At 48.7% G+C, this 22,199-nt stretch carries 9 protein-coding genes; all 9 read right to left on the bottom strand.

Features of this window, described 5'->3' with window-relative positions:
• Nucleotides 1-38: 38 nt before the first annotated feature.
• Nucleotides 39-1,049, bottom strand: coding sequence for a GGGtGRT protein (locus ACZM6M_RS01875; RefSeq protein ID WP_066546720.1), 1,011 nt, complete (start codon nucleotides 1,047-1,049; stop codon nucleotides 39-41).
• Nucleotides 1,050-1,076: 27 nt separating this feature from the next.
• Complete coding sequence (locus ACZM6M_RS01870) at nucleotides 1,077-1,769, bottom strand: iron-sulfur cluster assembly scaffold protein (protein ID WP_066546717.1); 693 nt, start codon at nucleotides 1,767-1,769, stop codon at nucleotides 1,077-1,079.
• 290 nt (nucleotides 1,770-2,059) lie between these two features.
• On the bottom strand, nucleotides 2,060-14,344 hold the full coding sequence (locus tag ACZM6M_RS01865) for a SpaA isopeptide-forming pilin-related protein (RefSeq protein ID WP_489489455.1): 12,285 nt from the start codon (nucleotides 14,342-14,344) through the stop codon (nucleotides 2,060-2,062).
• 338 nt (nucleotides 14,345-14,682) lie between these two features.
• Nucleotides 14,683-15,813: a hypothetical protein gene (locus ACZM6M_RS01860; protein ID WP_489489453.1), complete on the bottom strand. Its 1,131-nt coding sequence runs from the start codon at nucleotides 15,811-15,813 to the stop codon at nucleotides 14,683-14,685.
• Nucleotides 15,814-15,831: 18 nt separating this feature from the next.
• A complete protein-coding gene (locus ACZM6M_RS01855; RefSeq protein WP_337433413.1) occupies nucleotides 15,832-17,025 on the bottom strand; it encodes a TolC family protein in 1,194 nt (397 codons plus the stop codon).
• 19 nt (nucleotides 17,026-17,044) lie between these two features.
• On the bottom strand, nucleotides 17,045-18,256 hold the full coding sequence (locus ACZM6M_RS01850; protein WP_337433412.1) for an ABC transporter permease: 1,212 nt from the start codon (nucleotides 18,254-18,256) through the stop codon (nucleotides 17,045-17,047).
• Nucleotides 18,225-18,992, bottom strand: coding sequence for an ABC transporter ATP-binding protein (locus ACZM6M_RS01845; protein WP_337433411.1), 768 nt, complete (start codon nucleotides 18,990-18,992; stop codon nucleotides 18,225-18,227). Before ACZM6M_RS01845 ends, ACZM6M_RS01850 begins: the two co-directional genes overlap by 32 nt.
• 2 nt (nucleotides 18,993-18,994) lie before the next feature.
• Entirely contained in the window at nucleotides 18,995-20,161 is a 1,167-nt protein-coding gene (locus ACZM6M_RS01840) for an efflux RND transporter periplasmic adaptor subunit (RefSeq protein ID WP_418496640.1), read from the bottom strand.
• A gap of 358 nt (nucleotides 20,162-20,519) precedes the next feature.
• Nucleotides 20,520-22,109 (bottom strand): potassium/proton antiporter, encoded by a 1,590-nt coding sequence (locus tag ACZM6M_RS01835; protein ID WP_418496609.1) that lies wholly within the window; start codon nucleotides 22,107-22,109, stop codon nucleotides 20,520-20,522.
• Nucleotides 22,110-22,199 lie beyond the last annotated feature (90 nt).

The following is a 22,199-nucleotide window of genomic DNA, read 5'->3' as shown; positions in this document are numbered from 1 at the left end:
TAAAAGTTCATTTTTCCTTGTAAATCCAAGGTTTTTTATTAGAACTTGCCTTCCTTAGCAGCTTCCTCGATGGAAACAGCTACAGCTACAGTAGCGCCAACCATTGGGTTATTACCCATACCGATCAGACCCATCATCTCAACGTGAGCCGGAACGGAGGAAGAACCTGCGAACTGCGCATCAGAGTGCATACGTCCCATGGTATCGGTCATACCGTAGGATGCAGGACCTGCTGCCATGTTGTCAGGATGCAGGGTACGGCCTGTACCGCCGCCGGATGCTACGGAGAAGTACTTCTTGCCCTTCTCTACGCACTCCTTCTTGTAGGTGCCTGCTACCGGATGCTGGAATCTGGTTGGGTTGGTGGAGTTACCAGTGATGGAAACGTCAACGCCTTCCTTCCACATGATAGCAACGCCCTCTGTTACGTCGTTAGCGCCGTAGCAGTTAACCTTTGCTCTTAAGCCCTCAGAGTAGGACTTTCTCCACAGCTCCTTAACCTCGCCTGTGTAGTAATCCATCTCTGTCTCAACGTATGTAAAGCCGTTGATTCTGGAGATAACCTGTGCAGCGTCCTTTCCTAAACCGTTTAAGATAACGCGCAGAGGCTTCTGACGAACCTTGTTTGCCTTCTCTGCGATACCGATTGCACCTTCAGCAGCTGCAAAGGACTCATGGCCTGCCAGGAAGCAGAAGCAGTCAGTCTCCTCTTCCAGAAGCATCTTGCCCAGATTTCCGTGGCCTAAACCAACCTTACGCTGGTCAGCTACAGAACCGGGAATACAGAATGCCTGAAGGCCCTCGCCGATGGCAGCAGCAGCGTCAGCAGCTCTTCTGCAGCCCTTCTTGATCGCGATGGCTGCGCCTACAGTGTAAGCCCAGCATGCATTCTCGAAGCAGATCGGCTGGATCTTCTTAACCTGAGCATAAACGTCAAGGCCTGCATCTTTTGTAATCTTTTCAGCTTCCTCGATAGAAGCAATGCCATAGCTGTTTAATACGGAATTGATCTTATCAATTCTTCTCTCATATGATTCAAATAATGCCATCTTCTTTATCCTCCTAATTGGTCCTCATCATTCTTTGCGTGGGTCAATGATCTTAACAGCGTCATCTACACGGCCGTACTGTCCCTTTGCTTTCTCCCATGCAGTGTTAGGATCGTCGCCCTTCTTGATGAAGTCGGTCATCTTTCCAAGGTTTACGAACTGGTAACCAATAATCTGATCTTCTGCATCCAGAGCGATGCCTGTTACATAACCCTCAGCCATCTCCAGATAACGCGGACCTTTCTTAAGAGTTCCATACATAGTACCAACCTGAGAACGCAGTCCCTTGCCCAGATCCTCCAGGCCGGCGCCTACAGGAAGTCCATCCTCAGAGAATGCACTCTGTGTTCTTCCGTAAACAATCTGTAAGAACAGCTCTCTCATAGCAGTATTGATCGCATCACATACCAGATCAGTGTTCAGTGCCTCAAGCAGGGTCAGTCCCGGAAGTATTTCAGATGCCATAGCTGCTGAATGTGTCATACCGGAACATCCGATGGTCTCAACCAGAGCCTCCTGAATGATACCCTCTTTTACATTCAGAGTCAGCTTACATGCGCCCTGCTGGGGAGCACACCAGCCCACACCGTGTGTAAGACCGGAAATGTCTGTAATCTGCTTTGACTTTACCCATTTTGCTTCTTCTGGAATTGGAGCAGCGCCATGATGAACGCCCTGTGCAACTGTGCACATTTCTTCTACTTCATGTGAATAAATCATGTGTTAAAACTCCTTTCAAATTGAAATTTGATGTAACAGTTTAGGACGGCGTGATAGCAGAAACAAAAACAGACGTCAAACTTGCTTGTACGCACAATTTTTCCCCTGCCTTCACATCGGATGGACATCCGATTTCTTCAGCCGGACTGAACATCCGGCTGAAGGATGCCGTCCTGCTCCATACAGTTTAATAAGTATCGTGTTCCTTGTTAATTTTATCACGTTATACTCGTGTTTATTTTCTCACAAAATACGACATTTGTCCAGTGATTTATCCCTGTTGCAACTGCCTATTTTTGACTCTTTTTTACAGAAAAATCAGCAATTTTTATAGATTCTCTTCCCTTTTCTGACTCTTCATGGGGAATGATGGCATGCAAAACCAGGCGCTTTCCCCAACCGTGACAGGTAGAAAGGGTCAGAAAATCTTCATTTTCATATTTTTTAATCCCCGTATCATAAAGAGACTGTTGGGACATCGCAGTAAAATAGGCTTCCCGCTCTGTTTTTGTCATCCCTGCCTGATACGGTGAATGATCATTTTCCTGAACCACATGGCAGGAAAAAATAGGGCAGACAATCCATTTTCCCTGCCTGAAAATCCGAATACAGGGCGATTTTCTAAAAAACTCCGAATCCATATAGGCCTTAAGGCCTCCAAACATGGAGCCGTCTTTCATATTATGGCCATAGAGAACCGTGTGGCCGGACGCAAACGGTTCCGTAAACGGATCTGTAAAAATTACTCCCGATACGCTGTCCTTCCCCTCAAAGCTGTGGTTCAGATAAAAGGAAGTGTCTTTTCCCCTGACTACAGGATAATCCATCTCTGTTTCCGGAATATGGAGCCAAAAGGAATACTCTGGATTCATCATCCGCAGCATTTCTTCATCCGGCACTCCCCCATTCTGTTCCCCTTTCTGAGAAATGCCGTTTCCATCTGCCAGAACGATATTTAAATCCCCGTCTTTCTCTGCAAATGCGTTATTCCGGAGAATCTCATAATCCCTCCTGGCCTGATGATAAAGCTTTGATACCGAAAGAAACTGAAAAAAACATACGACGGAAACAACCAGAAACAGTATCGGAACAAAATATCTCCTGCACGGCTGTTTTTTTAGAAAAAATCTCCGCGCACAAAGCCCCCAAAAAAGGGCAACCGCTCCCAAAAGTAGCAAATCCATCAAAAAAATGGACTTTCCTGCTCTGATTCCTTCTGTTATCACACTGTTTTCTGCTAAATTCTGCCCCTGATTTTTAACAGCCGCTCCATTTTGCCCGGCATGTACCAAACCGCCGTACTCCACCCGGCAGTCCCAAACCTTCCTTTTTCCATAAGCAGTCAGCTTCCTGTTTTCATCCCCTGAGCTCGTATCTTCTCTTCGGATCCCCTGAATCTCATAATCTGCCTCTGAAAGTCCGGCTGCCTTAAGGAGCTGTCCGCCCCGGGACAGAAAGCCCTCCGGCTCTCCATCCCAGATTACTTCCTCTCCCAGTACATATCCCTGAACATTTTCTCCTAAAACAGAAAGCTCCAGTTCAAAATCCTCCTGCCAGCGCTCATTGCCATATTCTCTGCGGATCTCCGGAAAAATTCTCTCTTCTGTTTTACCTGTCTGAGGATTTTTCACTGATATACGGGCCGTTTCCGGAAGAATTTCCCTTTTCTCTACCGCTTCATACAGAATCGTCTGGGAAATATTCTCCGTATTTCCCTCACAGACCGTCTCCGCATGGGCGGAAACAGAAAACAGCAGACAGGCCCCCGTCAAAACGCCAATCACTGCCAGCATTTTCATTGTTCCAAAGCGTCCCTTTCTCTTTCCTTCACGCTCAGGCAGAGTAAGGAACATTCCTGCAAAAAACAACAGTGACAGAACCATCCATTCCCTGTACGCCATGGTATCTCCGGTGCGTATGCTCCCTGAGCCGCTGCCTGAACCATACGTAAAATTGCCAAACCGGTTTTTCGGCTGATACACCGCCCGTATCTGTCCCAGGGTCTTCTTTCTCTTAAAATTATAAACCGTAAGACTTCCCTCTGTACCTCCGTCCTCTTTTATGGTAAATTCACAATAGCTTTCCGTTCTCTCATAGCCGTCAGGCGCCATTGTTTCATAAATACGGTACGTGCCGGGATGGGGCGCATGGAACACAAATGTACCCTTTCCTTCTGGATTTTCTCCTGAAATTCCCTCCTGTACGATATGCTCTGCGCCCGTCTGCCCTTCCACGCTTCGGATTTGCAGAGCGGCTCCATCCAGAGCTTCCTTTGTATCTCCGTCCAGTTTTCTTATAATTACCTTCATTTCCCTGTCTGTTATCTCATAATCCCCCCGGTATATCTCCCCCTGGCTGACTGTAAAGCTGTGAAGTACCGGATCCAGTCCATAGCCCTGAGGCGCTTTTGTTTCCCGGAAGGTATAGGTTCCATCAGAAGGCTTCGGGATGGAAAAATATCCCTTTTCGTCACTTACTGCCCGATCCATCTCATTTCCCCACTGGTCATAAAACGTAAATTCCGCTCCTGGTACAGGCAAATGATTAACATCTGTCTTTTTAAAGGAAATGTACTCCTTTTGAGGCCTGTGGCTGCCTCCGCCGCCGGAAGAAGTGATTCTCGTATTCGCAAAGGAAAATGTCTGAATTTCAGCGGATTGATCCTCTATTTCAATTTCCATATCCTCTGCCCTTTCATAGCTCTCAGGCGCATACAGCTCATGGATCCGGTAGCTTCCCGGCTTAAGCCCCACAAAGGTCTTTGGGGTGTGCTCTTCAGAGGTCCACTCCTCTATCACTTCCCCTGTATCCGTTCGGATCAGCTGCAGCCTGGCTCCTGCCAGAAAAGCTCCGGAACTACGATCCGTCTTGGCAATCTGTACAATGACTGTATAATTTTTCATCACCAGCTGCAAAGCCTCTTTCATACCGTCTGCAATGGTAAAATAAACAGGCTCTGCCAAAACATTGCAGCCCTCCGGAGCTTTCTGCTCTGTAAGGCGGTATTCTCCTTCTTTAAGCCCCTTTTCTAAATGAGGCTGATCTCCGCTGATCCACTCTGCCGCTGTTTCCCAGCGGATTTTCCCCGTATGGCCTCCGTCCTCCGCAGATATCTTTCTTTCTAACCGAAGCAGGGCGCCTTTTAACCGTTCTCCCGTATCTCCCAGCTGTTTTTCCACCTTCACCCGATTACTGTCGTTTTCCGGATCATGCTGCACGTTCAGGATCTTCGTCCTTTCATCCTTATATTCAAACTGAAATTCAAAGTCCGGAGCTGAAAGCATATGGCCGGGAGCTGCCTTTATTTCTCTGCACACATAGATATAGGGGGCAAAGCTTCCGTTAGAGGCCAGATACCCGGCAGGCTGCTTTTCAAACACAGCCCTTCCTCTGAAATCGGTGACTGCCTTCTGACAGGAAATTCCCAGCGTTTTGTTAAAGAGCTCAAATTCTGCTCCTTCCAGTAAAAGTTCATGGTCGTCTCCATCATGCTTGATAACCTGCAGCACCCCATCGGGGATTTCATCCTTCATTTCCAGTTTCTGAATTACTCTGGAATCTATAACGGAAAACGGCAGATCTACGGACTGTAAAAAACCATAGGGCGTCATTTCTTCTCTGAGAATATAATCCCCGTCCGGAATATACTCAATCAAATGCGGCTTTAAATCCCCTTCTTCAAAATCCTCCGGGATGGTTCCCGCCTCTGCCTCTTTCTGTGTATATTTTCCATCATTTCCTGAAATCCACCTTGCTTCTTCCTCACGGCAGCTCCCATCCTTTTCCGGGATATGGAGGATCAGCGCTTCACTGGATATCCTTCCATCTTCTGATACCGGATAAATGGAAAGCTCCGCTCCGGCCACCTCTTTCCCGCCGGAAATCACACGTTTGGACACAGAAAGCTTTAATGGCTCATCCTTCATAGACCACTGTCCTACGGACACCATATGACCCTTATCGGGAATCTCAATCAGGATTGGATCTGCTGTGGCATACCCTTCCGGCGTCTGAGTCTCCGCCAGTACATAGCTTCCCACCGGCAGATATTCCATCCGGACCGATGCATTCTCTGTATAATAATACCTTCCCTGAAAGGTTCCAGGGATATCATTATACTGATAATCATATTTCATAATAGGATAAAGTCCTGCTGCATCCGTTTCCACCCGTCCGGTAGCTGCCACTTTCTGTCCATCCTCCCATGTAGCTGCCCGGAAGGTAAATACAGCCAGATCCTCCCGAATGGCCGGATGGCCCTCTTCCATCACCGGCCTTCCCTCTGCATCCAGAAGGGCTCTGTAAAGGGTAAGTCCTGTTTCTGTATCACCGCAGAGCACCTCGTCCCGCTTTCCATCCAGTTTCCAAACCTCAATGGCTGTAAAATCGTCCTCCATTTCAAAGCTCTGAACATGGCCTGTTTCCTGTATTTCCACATTGACAGACTCCGACTGTACATAGCCCTGGTCATAAGGACAAAGCGTTTCCTCCAGCACATAAAATCCAACGGGAATGTGGTCGATCCAGTGAGGTTCATCCGTAGGGATGGGATTTCCCTGTGAATCCTTTTTCATCACGCCTTTATCATCATACGCATATCCGCTGATCCAGGCGGCCCAGGGCTCCCCCTTTTTGTAAATACCGTTTTCTTCTGTTTCCGGTCTCCCATTTTTATCCAAAAGAGCTCTGTAAAGGGTCATCTCTGCCCCTTTGATCTCCTTTTGTGTGCGGATATCAATTTTTGCAAAGGCAGCTTTTGTAAATTCATCCTGATGGAAATATTTCTGAGGTCCTTTCCTATCCTCAAGGATCAATCCCTGATACGGAGCCTGGACATATCCCTGCTCAAACGGAACACCTTCCTCCTGTAAAATGTACGCTCCAAAGGGAAGGCGGGCGATCACATGAGCTTCATCCATCCCTTCTTCCTTTCCATCCGGGCCTGTGCTTTCTCCTGTAACCCAGCGTTCTTCTTTCCATACCGGCTCTCCGTTTTTATAATATACCGGAAGTCCGTTTTCATCATCTGCGCTCTGCTTGTCCTTATAAATAGAAGGCGCTCCTCCGTTTTCTCCCACGCAGATCGAACGCACCGGGATTTTTTCTCCCTTTTCATCTGCCTGATATGCAATGATCCTTCCATAATCATCCCTGACATAGGCCATACCGGAGGCTTTATCTGCAAAGCATATAACATTTCCTCTCTCATCCAGTACCTGCAGTTCTCCTGTGTGGATATCCTCCCGCAGCCGTCCCTGGCTCTTCTCCTTCTCTAAATCGTAAAAATACAGCTCTATGGGTTCATTGGGCTGCTTTTGATCCTCCCAGAGATCCAGCTTGCCCGGCCCCAGATCTGTACCGCTTTTTAACAGCTCCCTGTGGGTACCTGTATGCGTATTTACTATTTTTTCTGTCCTTCCCTCACGGCTCAGGACTGTAACACCCTCATACCCGCCGTTTTTCTTTGGCTCCAGACAGCTTCCTTCATAAAGCACCAGTTCTGCCCCGGAAACCGGCCGGTCAAAACGGATGCCTTTTCCCGTAAATGTACCATCCAGCTCATACAGAAGCTTCACCCGGTCCATAGCCTTTAATTCCTGCTCTGTTCCCTCTATTACGTGTTCGGAATATGAGTCAAAGGCCTTTGTTACATAGCCGGTCCATATTTGCTTTTCCTGATCAAAGGTAATTTCCCTAACATCCCCTCTGGCCTCCAGCTTTTCCTTTCGCCCGCTTACTTTATAGAGGAGAAGATCGCCCCTGTCATTTACATAAATTTCCTCCTGATTTCCTGTAAAGCCTCCGCTTGCTTCTTCTTTTCCCTGAGCATCTGTCTTTTTTAGGCCGTTCCCATTTCCAACCAGAGAATCGCCGTCCTCCGTCTTGTAGATCCAAAGCTCTGATGGGTAATCCTGTACAGGTACCTCACTTACCTTCTCAGTGCCTCTGCGGTTTTCCTCCCCGGTTACAGGAATGGCATATTCATACTGTCTGGCCGTTTTTCTCTCCCAGCCATTCCCTTCCTTTAAGGTGTTTTCCTCATAGTAAACGACCTGGTCTCCGTAAATCTCAAAGGCTACGGGCCGGCTCTTTGTATATCCCTTCGGGGCCTGAACCTCTACCAGCACATAGGCTCCCGCTCCCAGAGGACGCGCCGTTTCGATATAGCCCACAGGTACCTCACACAGTCGTCCGTCAATCACCAGCTCCTTTAAGGTAGAATAGGATCTGAAAATTCCCTTTTTTATCCCATTTTCATCTAGCTGGCTGATCCTCTGGCTTTCATCATAAAGGGGAATCCCATCCTCATCCAGCCGGATGGGAACATCACTTTCAGAACTATTGTCTGCTCCCACTCTTGGGTAAAGAATCTGCTTCCCGTTTTCATCTTTCACCGGCTTTCCCTCTGCATCCACAGCCGAACCGAAGAGGACCTGTCCGCTTCCTCCTGCCGTGCCGGTTCCTGTCTTTTTTACATCCCGCTTGGCAGCATAGATACGAAAAAGAGCCCCGTCATGGAAAATAGTTTCTCCCGTTTCTGCATCCATCTTTTCGATCCGCAGCCTGGAGCTGAAATAGGTATTTTCAACATCCTCCTGAGCAAAGGAAACATAGTTAAAATTGGCTCCGCTTCCTGACGGATAAAGCGTTTCAATGCTTCCCGTATCCGGATTGACCCGGTCTGTGGCAGGGGCAAGAACCGTCCAGGGTACAAGCATGGGAGCAAATTTACCGTGAATTGCAGTGCCTTCCCCTTCCATTACAGGAACCTGATCCCGGATCTGCACCTGTCCGTTTTCCGTTTCATTTCCATCATAGACGACCCCATCCATGATTCCCTTATTCTCACTTTCACTGGTATAGCCACTGTAATAAGCCTTTACCGCCGGATTGGCTCCATCCATATATTCTTCTTCATAAGGTTGTGAGGAAGTAAGGCTGTGACCGGGACGGCTGTTTAGATCCAGACCGTATTTATATACCTCAAATTCCCCATCCTGACCGTTCGCCCGGATCACATGGCTTTCTCCGTTAAAACGGATCTTATACTTACGAACCAGTTCCTCGGCAGAATCTGTACTGTTATAACGGAAATAGGAACTTCCTGTTTCATCCAGAACATTTTCTTCCCCGGTCTGCTCATTTTCCACGATTTCAGGCACAAAAGGAAGCGTAATTTCTTTTGGTTCCTCAATCCGATAATGACGGTTTGCCAGCTCCCCTTCAAAGGCAGAAGGCTGCTGCTCAACCATCACATATTCCCCGTAAGGGAGCATGATAGAGGTATCAAAATAATCATCTTTCCCATTCCGTGTGCTGCACTGAAGGGTCTTTTTATCCCGGTCTGCCCCCCCTGACGGATCCCGATCCCAGGCAATCGAAAGCTTCTCATCCAGTCCCTTAAAACGCTCTGTATAAGCTTTGGCCTCCTCTTTGGCCTGTGCAAGAGCCTGCCTGTAGGCCCTGTCTTCGTTCAGATCTGGCTGCTGCTTTAAAATCTCCTCCTTATATGCTTTTACATCCACATAAGACAATGCAAATTCTGTCAGCTTCTGTTCCGCTGCCTCAGTTCCCGGCCTTTGGTCTGCCGCATACAATGCATCAAAAAACTTTTTATAATTCCAGCTTCCGTCTGCTTTTTTCTCTAAAAGCTTCTGCCCGCCGCCATCCTTTGGCGGCAGAAAATGAGCCTGAACTGCCTCTGTAAAATCTTTGCTGCTGATATCCTCTGACAAAAGATTTCCTGCCTCATCTGCATAGAGATTTACAAGATCGCTCTTTAAATATAACCGGAATTTAAACTGATCCAAAAGCTTTGTTCCTCTTCCGGAACCACCGAAAAGTCCCAAAAGCGCTGTCATGGGATCATTGTGGACCGAACCGTATGTGTTTACATTTTCATAGGATTCCTGTGAAATGTCTTTGGAAACCCTCACAGACTGTTTAATCGCCCGTTCCAACACCTGAACCGGTTCTTTTTGCGTCTCCCCATCCTGTACCGGCTGATTCTGGCCCGGATAAGACAGCAGCACCGGCTTTATATAGCTTCCCGGATCCTGTTTTATGATAGAAGAAGCCACATCCACAGCCGCTCCCATTTCATGGATCAGATACTGATTATACGGGATTGCTGTTCCGTGAAGCTCGATGGTCTTTTTATCCGTAACCGCCCGAAATACATCCTGTACGTTCTGTCCTTTGACCGATTTCGGAATAAAATGGATCGTATAGCTGCCTGCGGATGCATCCCACACGGCCTCCACAGGCTCCTTTGCCAGAGTCTGGTATACGACCTCTTTTTCTTCATAAACAGGCACCTGCTCCATCTCAGGAATCGGATTTCCCTGAACGTCAAGCAGGATTTCCCCCTCCTTATAACACTCATAAACCGGCTGACAGCAGACTGCAGCATGATCCAGGGTGTTTTCCTCTAAAAGTACCTCGCCTTCAAGCTCTCTCTTTTCTTTCAGCGTCACTGTACGGCTTTTGAGGCTGTAGGTTCCCTTTTCGTATTCCAGCCAGTAAATTCCCTGCTCCGCTTCCTTTTTTACATACATCCGCTGATCTGCCCGGTCATAAATACCGCTCATAGGAGGAATGTTTCCCGAATGATCGTAATGCAGACGGGCAAACCACTCTCCCTCTTTTTCATAGACCGCTCCCACTCCGGCGCAGTCATAAAACCCATGCTCTGTATACCAGTCCAGTATCTGACTGGCCGCTGTGGAATTATCCAGAAAAGAATTTTCTTTTTTCAACGGGATATTGACCCAGGGAGCACCCATTTCTTCCGCTGTCAGATGATAGCCAAGCTGAGCCAGCATGGCCTCTGCCTGCTCCTTTAAATAATCCTCTTCCACAGGCTGATCCCATAAGGAGAGATCCTCCGGCTCTGCTGTGCCAAAAGGATAGGGAGCTGTGCGGAAACGGTAGGGAAGCGTCTCTTTTAAAGGAAGCTTTTCCTCTTCTGAACTATCTTCTTTTAATATAGGATTTCCATGCTCGTCTGTTTTCAGTTCACCGCCTGCAGCCTTTTTATAAACAGGCGTTCCATGTTCATCCACCTTTTGCTGCGGTACTGTATTTACAATCTGCTTTACATTTTCCCTGCGCTCCTCCGAACTCAAACGGTAAAACCGCGTATGCTCCGGATAGCCTGTAATTGTAATATCATAGCCATTTTCTGCATCATACGATTCGATGGTAAAGTCATTCCAGGAGCCGTCCGCTTCCATACTGTTGTGATCAGAAAGGCCATTTTTCACCCAGGCTGAACCGGAAGAAATCACTGTAACGCTCTCATCTGCCTCCCGGTTTGTCTCTGCCTTATTAAGGCCCTGCACAGAAAGCTCATATCCCTCCGACCGGCTCAATTCCATAACGTAATAGCTGCCCATGAGAAGGGGACGTCCAATCCAGACCGAGCCGTTTTCTGACTTATAATCCGGATAGATTTTCGTTCCAAAGCCATGATCGGATGAGGTAATCTGACTGCCCTGATACAGATTTTCAGGCCCCGTAAACGCAGAAACTTCTGTACCGCTGCCATTCCACAACGTACCCGGACATTCAGTGTATGCTAAAAATGAGGCGTTCCCCTCCTTGTCTGTGGCAGCGATGGCTGTCAGCTGATCCCTGCCATATACGACACCGCTTTTCCCATCCGGATGAATAATGTCCTGAGCAGCAAAAAGACCGTATACCGCTCCCTCTAACGTGGCATTTCCCTGAGTTTTTCCATAACTTCCTTCGGGATTTCCTTTATAAAGCTCCAAATCCCGCTTATTGATATGAATCCGTCCCTCTGTCCGGTGATCCCAGATTTTGAAACGATAAAGACAGCGAAGAGGATCCCCATAATCGGAAGGATCCATTGGCTCCAGATCATCATCTATGAAATCCGGAAGTACAGCATAAAGACTGTCCCCCTCCTCCTCATCCTCTGACAGAAATGAAAAAAGTGCTTTTAAGCTGAATGGGTGTTTCTTCTGATCCTCTCTGATTTTTTCTCTGGGAGCAGAGGTATATTCCGGTTCGGATAGAGGGAAGGGGGCAACGGGATGTTTTATGTATTCAAACTGCTCCGTAACCGGCATATCTTCCTCCTCCGGCAGCAGTCCTTCCTCCTGTTCCCCCTTCTCTGGCAGCTCTTCCTCCCGTTGTGCATCATTGGATGTAGCCAAAAAGTGTATCGGAGCAGAGGAAAATGGACTTAAAAGACGGCTGCGCAAATGAGGACTTATGGCAATTTCGGCAATATCCGGATCCCTTTTCTCTGCTACGCTGCCGGATTCCTGGCTGCCCGGCTGGTTCCCGGCTTCTTGTCCGCCAGTTTTCTGACTGTCTGGCGGATTTTCTGAGACTTCTCCACCGACTTCCTGACCGCCCGATTGATTTCCAGCTTCTTCTCCGACATTGTCCTGCTTGTCTGACGGATTTCCCGAACTTTCTCTACTACTTTCCTGCCCTTCCGGCGAATTTCCGTTTACTTCTCCGCCGGTTTCCTGCTTATCTGACGGATTTCCGGCCTCTGTTCCTTCCATTTTCTCATCTTCCGACGGATTTTCGGCCCCTTCTCCTTCCGTCTCATTCCATCCTGACTGTCCTCCCGCCTCTTCCTTATTCCCGGCTTCTCCACCAGTCTGCTGACTGTCTGGCCAACTTTCCAGTCCCTCCTTATCCGGTTCCTGTGCGCCGGCCTGCTCCTGACCTGACGCACTCTGGGTCTCCTGAACACCAGTCGTTTCCCCGGCACTTTCCTTCTTTGCCGGTTCTGTACGTTCCTGTTCCCGGATTTCAAGGATGCTCCGAAGCTCTTCCAGATCTATTTTCTCCCCTTCCGGGAGCAGACAGCGGTATCCCCGCTCCTCTCCCAGCGCTTCTAAGCTCTCTCCATACGTTTTTAAAGCTGGAAGCCCCATTTCACCGGAAACCTCCATCTCACCCTGCCGTACATTGCTTTCTGCCTGGGCAGACATAAGAACTACGGTTTCAATCATGGGGTCATCGCGGTGCGTTCCGTGAATGGTATACCCGTTTCTGGCCTTTTTCTCCTCTGCGGTGTACCCATACTCCAGACGGATAAAATTTTCATACGTCTCATCCCTGTCCTCCAGCATTGCTTCCATGGCTTCTGTGCTCTGGCTATGGTTGTCTTCGTCCTCATTTCCCACATGAAAGTCACAGGTTCTGCTGCAAAGTTCCTGCTCTGCCAGCCACTGGCTGCGCAGTCTTTCATTTTCCTCCTCACAGCTGCAGTCCTCTGCCTCATCTCCTTCCCCCTCTCCCTCATGGTCGCATTCAACCCATTCCGGCGCAGGATGGCCCATACAGTAGGTTTTGCTGTAATGATAACTACGGATATCGCTGTGGGAAGCCGTTCCGTTTTCATCTGTGGAAATCACATCACAGAGAATACGTTCCTCCGGTTTTGGAGACATGCAGTTTACATAAACCTCTCCTGTGCTTCCGTCCGGATTTCCCTCCTCATAGCCGTGTTCATTGACCTGACCGAAATCAAAGGTTTCCCATACGTTAAACTCAGCCTCCTCTAAGGGCTTTCCTGTTTCTGCGCAGTATTTTTCCACCTGCACCTTATAATTGGACTCAAATACCTCTTTACGCCTGTAAAGTTCCAGTCCCGGACTTTCCTGAGAGTCCAAAGACAGGCCTGCTTCAAACCAGACCTCTGCATCCGTATCCGCCATATCCAGCCATCCCATCTGCATCTGGTATTTCTCCTCCGGCTGAAAAATATAAGCGTAATACCGTGTTTTAATTCCGCTTAAAGGCCCGGAAGAAATCCGTCCAGAAGGTGTTTCTCCCTGATAGATAAAGGTAACAGAAGTTCCGTCTGCTCCTATTTCATAGATCCAGTTCCCGTCCGGAAACTGCCACACTGCATTCTTAAGCTGGGGGCAGCTGCTGATATCCAGAGTAAGCTCATATCTCCCATCCTTGAGCTCCATTCTCTGCTGGCGTCCGTTCCACTCCGGAAGGTCCGAATTTCCCTGATTTTCGTATTCCTCCAGACCATTTTCCACATATTCCCGCATCTCATGGAAAAATGGGAGCACCTTTCCATCCCGGATCACGCTCTCTAATTTGTGCATCATCTCCTCCTGCACATCCCAGGCCTCCTCATAGCCTGCAAGGCACCCCCAGAGATAGGTCTGCACCATAGCATATCGGGTCTTATCATAATAATTCCCGGACACCATCCACTCATAAGCTAATGTCATAGGAAGATACCGGTCAAAGCTTCCGATGACAGGCACAGATGCTCCCGGCTCTGCGTCATACCGGGTATAGGATGACACCGTATGATTGGGCAGCTTTTTTCCGGGCTGAAGGCAGAAGGCCGGCACATGGCCTTCCACCGGATTTACATAGTAACATGTAATCGAACGGTGGCTGTGTCCGAAAATATTGATGGGACGGTTCTGAAATGCATCTCCCCGGATGATCATTTCCACCGTGTTCTCCTTTGCCGCCGACTGGAAGGGAATCCCCGTAATGAGAATAGCGGCTGCCAGAAAAAGGGCGCAAAAACGCCTCCAATGTCTTTTATTCACTTGTTATGTCCCCCTTGGTTTCTCCTGAACAGTTACATTTGTTTTATAAAATAATCCTACCAGGCCATATATGGACATTCCCCCTTTTCATACAGTCCCCGGATATACGATCCGCAATTACGGGTGCGCAAAATACGCCTCGTCTTTCCAGACTCTGTTCTGATTCAATTTTTCTGTTTTTGTTCTGAAATGCGGCTGAAACAGCCAATAAAATGAAATTTAGATAAATGATACAGAGAATTCCGTATCGGTTCTTACAGAATAGCATAAGAAACAGGACAAGTCAACTCTCCTGTCCTGTTTTTACAGAAATTTTGTAACCGATTTTCCTGATTGTCCTAATCCATCAATCCCTTTTTCGCCCAGTCATATTCCTCCATTGCGAGAAGGAAACGAATGGATGCCTGTGCCTGATTTCCTTTTTCTTCCATATACTGGCTGTAAATCTCCAGATATTCTCCCTCAGCCATTGTCCCCAGTTCCCTTTTTCTGACCGCAGACTGCCACACTGCCCTTTGCGCCTGTTCCTTCGCACAGGCTGCCTCCCATTCTGCCTGACAGGAACGGATCTGATTCCCCAGAGTCTCAAGGGAAGCGAACATCTGGTTTTCATCCAGCTCTGTCTGTCTCTGTTTTTTGTGAAGCTCCTGATTGCTTCCTGCATTTCCCATGCGTCCGCTGCGAAGCTCATAATTATTTCCCAAAGCCTGCTGCCTGTCCTCCTGTGGATTCACAAGAGCAGCTCTTGATACATCGGGCAGGGGCATTTTTTCTAAAACAACCGGGCTGTCCGGTGAAAAGCCTGTGAGCAGCAAAAGCTCCTGACGGACCCGCTCCTGCTCCTTTTTAAGCCGTTCATATTCATTTAGGGCGGACTGCCATTTCTGATAAGCCTCCTGTGAATGGTAAGAGGTGCTGCTTCCCAGCATTTCCTGATCTTTAACTTTCTCAGATAAATGCTTTTGTGCCTCTGCCCTGGCGCTGGCCGCAGCCTGCTCCGCTTCCAGACTGTGATACGTTCCCATCAGGTTCTGAGCCGTCCAGAGCATGGTATCCTCCATCCTGCGCAGTTCCATCCGTCCTGCGGCATTTCCCGCCTGACGGATCTGCTCTTTCAGGCTGTCTGCACCATCCAAAAGAGCCTCCGCCTGCCATCTGTAATGTTCTGCTCCTGCCGCATCGCCGTCCTTTTCCCGATCAGAGGCCTCTTCTCTCAAAGCCCTCCGGCTCTCTAAGAGTTCTTCCCTTGCATCTTCCAGACGGCCCAGACGCTCTTCAAACTGCCTTCGCTCCATTTCCACCTGCGGACAGGACTCCTTTACCAGATTCTCCAGATTCTCATAACACAGCGCCATTTCCGTTTCTTCCCCTCTGCTCACGCCGGAAGCTGCCACTGTACCGGCCATTATTCCCACAAAAAGCACAGCCATCACCCTGATAACCGTCCGCCTTCCCGCTTCTTTTTTCATCCAAATCCCCTGCTTTCCTCAACCCTCATACGCTGCCAGCCCTTCGACTGCCCATTGGTAGTCCTCGTATGCCTGCCGAAAAGACAGGCCGCTTATCTCCCAGGCTGCCTTTTTAGATGACAGCTCTGCCTGAGCCGCCATCCGGTCATTGGCAGACAACAGCCCCAGCTGATATCTTCGTTCATCAGCCTCTAGCTTTTCCTCTGCCAGGCGGTATTCTTCTTTTGCCTGACCGTAATCCGTCTGAGCCTGCATCAGGCTGTTATATTTCGCCTCTATATCTGCTTCTATTTTCTGCTGCCCGGCTTCCACCTTCTGATTAAGCACATCCTTTGCGGTACCGGAATCTGTATTTTCCAGTCTGCGGCGGTCTGCTGCCAGACTGAAATTCGCAGCTAATGCCTGTGTTCGGTCTGACTCCGGGTCTGTTTTTTCAGGCAATGCTTCCTCAGGAATGGGAATTTCTCCCAGACGAGGCATATCATCATATTGCCACCCGGTCATAACAATCAACTGGCGGCGCAGCTCCTCCTGCTTAGTCTTCCCTGAGGCTTCTGCTGCCTGAGCCGTACAGACGGCTGCCTCTGCCTCTAAAAGCTCCGGCTGTGAAAGCATTCCAAGGGCTGCCTTCCGTCTGGCTGTCTGAACTTCTGCTTCCGCCTGCTGCAGGGTTCCCTCAAGAACCGGACGCTCCTTTTCTTTTTTCCAGTATTCAATCATCAGCCCCTGGGCCTTCTGGATTAAAAGAGCCTCCTGCCTGTCGTACTCCAGTTTTTTTACCCTGCCGTCTTCATTTTCCATATCTGCCTGATCTCTGGCCTGCTCTGCCTGAAGCCGTATACTCATGGCCGATGCCTCTGCGGCTCCATATCCGGGCTCATCTTCATTTATCCCGTCCATCATCCGGTCACTGGAGTCCTCTAAACGATCCGCCATTTCAGAATACGTATTGCGGAAATCGTCATTGGATTTTCCCCGGTAATCATCATATTCCAGACGGCTGTTGATCACCTCTGCATTGTATTCGTGGATCAGATCTGCCAGTTCCTCATATTCCAGCACATCATCCCGCAGGGACGCCCATTTTTCCGGCGGGTAGGCAAATTCAGGGCTGGCTAAAACAGTCTGAGCCGCAGCAAAGCCAAAGAGAAATGTCAGGCCGATGATCTTCATGCAGCCCCTCCGGCCGCAGCATAGCCCCTGTGTTTTCATCTTCCTTCTCTCCCTTCTGTTATTCATACCTGAGAGCGTCAATCGGATCTGCCTTTGCAGCCTTTAAAGCCGGATACAATCCAAAGAAAATTCCAACAACCGCTGAAAATGTAACCGCAATAAGGATCACGGAAGGCTTTATCACTGTTTTTAAGCCCAGAGCCGCTCCTCCCAACGCCACAACGCCCGTTCCCAGGATCACTCCGGCAATTCCTCCGCAGGCAGACAGGATGGCCGATTCGGTCAGAAACTGGATCAGCACATCCCTTGTCCTTGCTCCCAAGGCCTTTCGGATGCCGATTTCACGGGTGCGCTCCGTCACCGATACCAGCATGATATTCATAATGCCGATGCCGCCTACCAGCAATGAAATGGCCGCAATCCCGCCTACTGCCGCAGACAGCCCTCCCATAACAGAATCCACGCTGTTCATCTCATCCATGGCTGTCTGGATATACATATCCTCCGGCTCCCTGCCGTGAAGCCCTGCGGTATATGCCTTAAATTCTTCAAAAAAACGGTCCAGATCCACATCTTCCTCTGCAAATACATGGAGCATATAAAACCGGTCATTTGGCCAGGTAAGAAGGGTATAGGGAAGAAAGGCAGAGCCTGTATCTTTCGTTCCTCCCATCATCAGCGCCTGAAATGCATTCACTTCCTTCTGGTAGATTCCTACCACGGTGTATTCATCCGTATTGCCGTAAATGGTGGTCCTGAAGGTCTTTCCCACTGCATTTTCCGTGCCAAACAAAAGCTTGGCGCTGTCCGTATCCATAACCACATTTTTCCTCCTTCCAAGCACATCCCCCTCATTGAGATACCGTCCGTAAACCATATTCACCGGCTGTACCTCTTTATAATTGGAATCAATCCCCTGAAAATCAAAGCTGATGGAGGTGCGCTTATATTCCGCATCTGCCGTCGTATAGGCATTGCTGTCAATATAGGCAATTTCATCCGAAAATGCCTCCTTTGCCCGCTCCATTTCATCCAGATTGAAATAATCGCTGTCCCTTACATCCTCTACCCAGTATCCGATCCCCACATAAGCCTGAGTAATACCCACATCCTTATAGAGCTCAGCAAACATTCCCCGCATGGTATCTCCAATGGAAACAATGGCAATCACAGATCCGATGCCGATAATGATCCCCAGCATGGTAAGAACCGAACGGAGCTTATTGGCCCGGATCGCATTAAAAGCCATCATCATGTTTTCCGCTAACATGGACGTCTCCTTTCTCCCACACCGGATGATTGATCCGGTCGCTTAAGATTTTCCCGTCTCCAAAACAGATGATCCGTCTGGCAAAGGCAGCAATATCCTCCTCGTGAGTAACCAAAACCACCGTAGCTCCCTCCTGATAAAGCTTTGTAAAAAGCTCCATAATCTCGATGGAGGAAGCCGTATCCAGATTGCCTGTGGGCTCATCTGCCAGGATCAGCGGCGGTTCATTTGCAAGAGCCCTGGCAATGGCCACTCTCTGGCGCTGTCCTCCGGAAAGCTCATTGGGGAAATGATCCATGCGCCCTTCTAAGCCCACCCGGACTAACAGCTCTCTGGCCCGCCTGATTCGTGCAGCTCTGGGAATCCGCGCATAGGTCATGGGAAGCTCTACATTTTTAAGAGCCGACGTACGGGAGATCAGATTAAAGGACTGAAACACAAAGCCGATCTTCCGGTTGCGGATTTCAGAGAGCTGATCCGGCGTCATGTCCGCCGTATCCACTCCATCCAGATAATAATGTCCCAGGGTAGGCCGGTCCAGGCAGCCTAAAATATTCATCAGCGTGGACTTTCCTGAACCGGAATGTCCCATGACAGCCACAAATTCTCCCCGGTGAATCGTCAGGTTGATCTTTTTTAATCCCAAAACCTTAAGTGCTCCCGTATCGTATACTTTTACAAGATTTTCCAGTTGGATAAGGGGCCTTTGTGCAGATTCTCTTTCCTCATATTTCATTCTTATCTGCCCTCCTGACTCCCGGAAACCATAACCTCCATCCCCTCCGTCAAGCCGGGGTCCGGAGATGTTACCACAGCCATTCCTTCCTGCAAAACCGTTCCATCTGCCGGGAGCACCTCTACCTTTGTTTCCCCGTCCGCTCCAATGGTTACGGGAATCCAGCAGATCTTTCCATTCTCAACAATCTCTATATAAGAAACTTCTCCGCTGTCAAATACCGCTGATACAGGAACTGCAAACGCGTCCTTTGATTCCCTGACAAGCAGCTCTGCACGGGCCGTAATCCCTGCCATCAGCTTTGTATCCGGCGTATTGACGCGGATAATCGTGGGAATGACCCGTTCTGTGGAACCGCCTCCCTTTTCTTCACCGGTAGGAGAGATTTTTATCACCTCTCCCTCCTCTTTTTTGCCGTTTAATATATCCGCTCCAATCAGCGCCTTCTGGCCTTCCTTTACCTTTCCGATGGAAAACTCACTGATCTTAACCTCCAGCTCCAGCTGATCCAGATTTTCAATGCTGAATATGGGCTTATCATCCTCCACCTTGTCGGCAAACTGGCCTACCTTGGAATTGACCCGAACTACTGTACCGTCAATCTCACTTTTAATTTCTGTCTTTTCCAGCTCCTCCTGTTTCTTTTCCAGCTCATAAGCCGCATTTTCCACCTGAAGGCCGTAGGAACGATCCGAAACGCCCCGGCCGTTTTCCACCGTATACTTCTCCATCGCCCGTCTGGCGTCATTTAAGGCATTTGCGCTCTGCTCCATATCTGCCTGTGAAATGTCTCCGGCTGCAAACAGCTGGCTGTTTCTGTCATGATCCGTACTTGCTTTTTGAAAATCCTGCACCGCCTTCTCATATCCAAGCGCCGCTTCCTTATCCTGGGCTTCCTTATTGGCCACTGCCTGCTCATAGGCATTGCGGGCAATATTTACCTCCCGTTCCAGCTCTGTGCGGTCAAGCACGGCCAGAACCTGCCCCTTTATAACCTTATCCCCTTCCTTTACGTTCATCTGAAGAATCTCTGCATGGATATTCGACACAACATCCACGCTGTCCGTACCGGATACAGGCCCGCTGATGGAAAGCTTTTCCTGTATATCCTGCTTTTCCAGAGGAATCACAGCTACCACGGGAGTCTGGCTGCCTCCCGTGGAAACCATTTTTATACCTAAAATCCCCAAACCGAGAATCCCCGCTGCCAGGATCCATTTTTTCTTTCCGGGCCGTTTCTTTTTCTCCTGTTTCTGATTGTCCATTATCTGTTCCAGTGTGCGGTCAATTTCCTCACTTTCAGATGCCCGCTCCGGCCCCCTGTTTTCTTCCCGTCTCCCCATTTCTTCGTCTCTTTGTTCCATAACTCCTCCTCACCCGCTCTGTCGGCAGCCCTGTCCTTTTCACTGCCGTTCCTGTCTCATATCATACCAAAGCCTCCCGAATATTTACCTCTGATAACTTCCAATTCTTTCTAAATGAAAATGAAAGAATTTCTAAACACGCAAAAAGGCAGGATATCCTGCCTCAAAACTTTGCCAGCACAAGCACATCTCCCTCGCAGACCTTTGTATCTCCTGCCGGGATAATGGTAGAAGTGCCCCTTCGGATCATAACGATCAGCGTCCCCCCAGGAATTGTAATTTCGTGAAGATATTTTCCGTTCCATTTATAATTTTTATCCACCGTTACTTCCTGAAGGGTCATATTTCTCCGGTCTTCAAATTCCTCCGCCGCGGCGATCAGAAGATCCCCCTGCTCCAATATAGTACCTCCGTTTGGAACCAGAAGTTCTTTCCCGCGGATAATCAAAACTACTAAGAGTTCCGGAGGAAGAACGATCTCCTTTAACGTCTTTCCTATAAAGGGGTGGCTTTTATCCAGATGGAATTTCACAAAACTGATGCTGCCCTCTTCCTGATAATCCGTAAAAGTACGGCGCACATCCGCCTTTTCATCTATCATGTTCAGACGCCTGGAAACCCATGGCAGCAGGCTTCCCTGAATGGAAATGGATAACAAAACAATACAAAATACCAGATTAAACAGGTCGTATTTCATCGGTACTCCGCGCAGCACAGCGTAAATGGCAAATACAATGGATGCCACGCCCCGAAGCCCGGCCCAGGAAACAATTCCGATCTGACCCCAGGATGCTTTAAAACCGCCCAGAAGCGCTGTCACAGCCAGAGGACGTCCGACTAATGTCAGAAATACCATGATCACTGCCGAAGGCAGCAACACCACGCCCAGTCTGGATGGAGTCACTAACAGCCCCAGCAAAAAGAAGATCATCATCTGTGCAATTCCTGTAAGCGCATCAAAAAATTGTACCATATTCCTTTTATGAGGCATGGAAGAATTTCCCATAATGATTCCGCAAAGATACACGCTTAAATACCCGTTTCCTCCCAAAAGCACAGGAACGGCATAGGCAAGAACAGCCGCGGCAAATACAAAAATGGTCTTTCCCTCTGTAATCTGAAACTGCAGGCGGTTTAAGGCCCAGACCGCTCCCTTTCCGAAGAGAACCCCAAAAATCAGACCGAAAAAAAGCTGCTGAAACAGCATAGCCGGAACACGGATGGACGCGCCCGTGAGAAGCCCTGTCAAGATCACTGTGAGCATATAGGAAATAGGATCATTGGAACCGGATTCCATTTCCAGTAAAGAGGCCGTATGCTCCTTTAAGTTCAGATTTTTAGAACGCAGGATGCCGAACACCGAAGCTGCATCCGTGGAGCCGATGACAGATGCGGTCAAAAGGCTTTCCAGCAGAGAAAGCCCTAAAACGAAATGAATAAAAAGACCCGTAAGCCCTGCAGTAAGAACTACGCCTGCGGTAGACAATACCACAGACCGGGCAATCACCGGCTTTGCCTCCTTAATGTTGGTTCCAAAGCCTCCGTAAAACATAATGAACACCAGGCTGACGGAACAGATCATCTCTGATGCCTCATAATCATCAAAAGGAATTTTAAAAATACCGTCCACTCCAAAGCACATGCCAAGGGCAATAAATGCCAGAAGGGACGGTATGCCAAGACGATCCGTAAACCGGTCCGTCAGGATACAGAGCATGATCACAATTCCCGTGAGAAGCAAAAGTTCATTCATAGAAATCAGAATCCTTTCCCAGCAGTATAATGGGTTTTATTATAACAGCCGGAAAAAAAGCCATCAAATGTTCCAGCGGTCAAAAAGGAA

The sequence above is a fragment of the Enterocloster sp. genome (genome assembly GCF_057861365.1).
The sequence above is the reverse complement of the archived record's forward strand: the minus strand, read 5'-3'. Positions and strand labels throughout refer to the sequence as shown.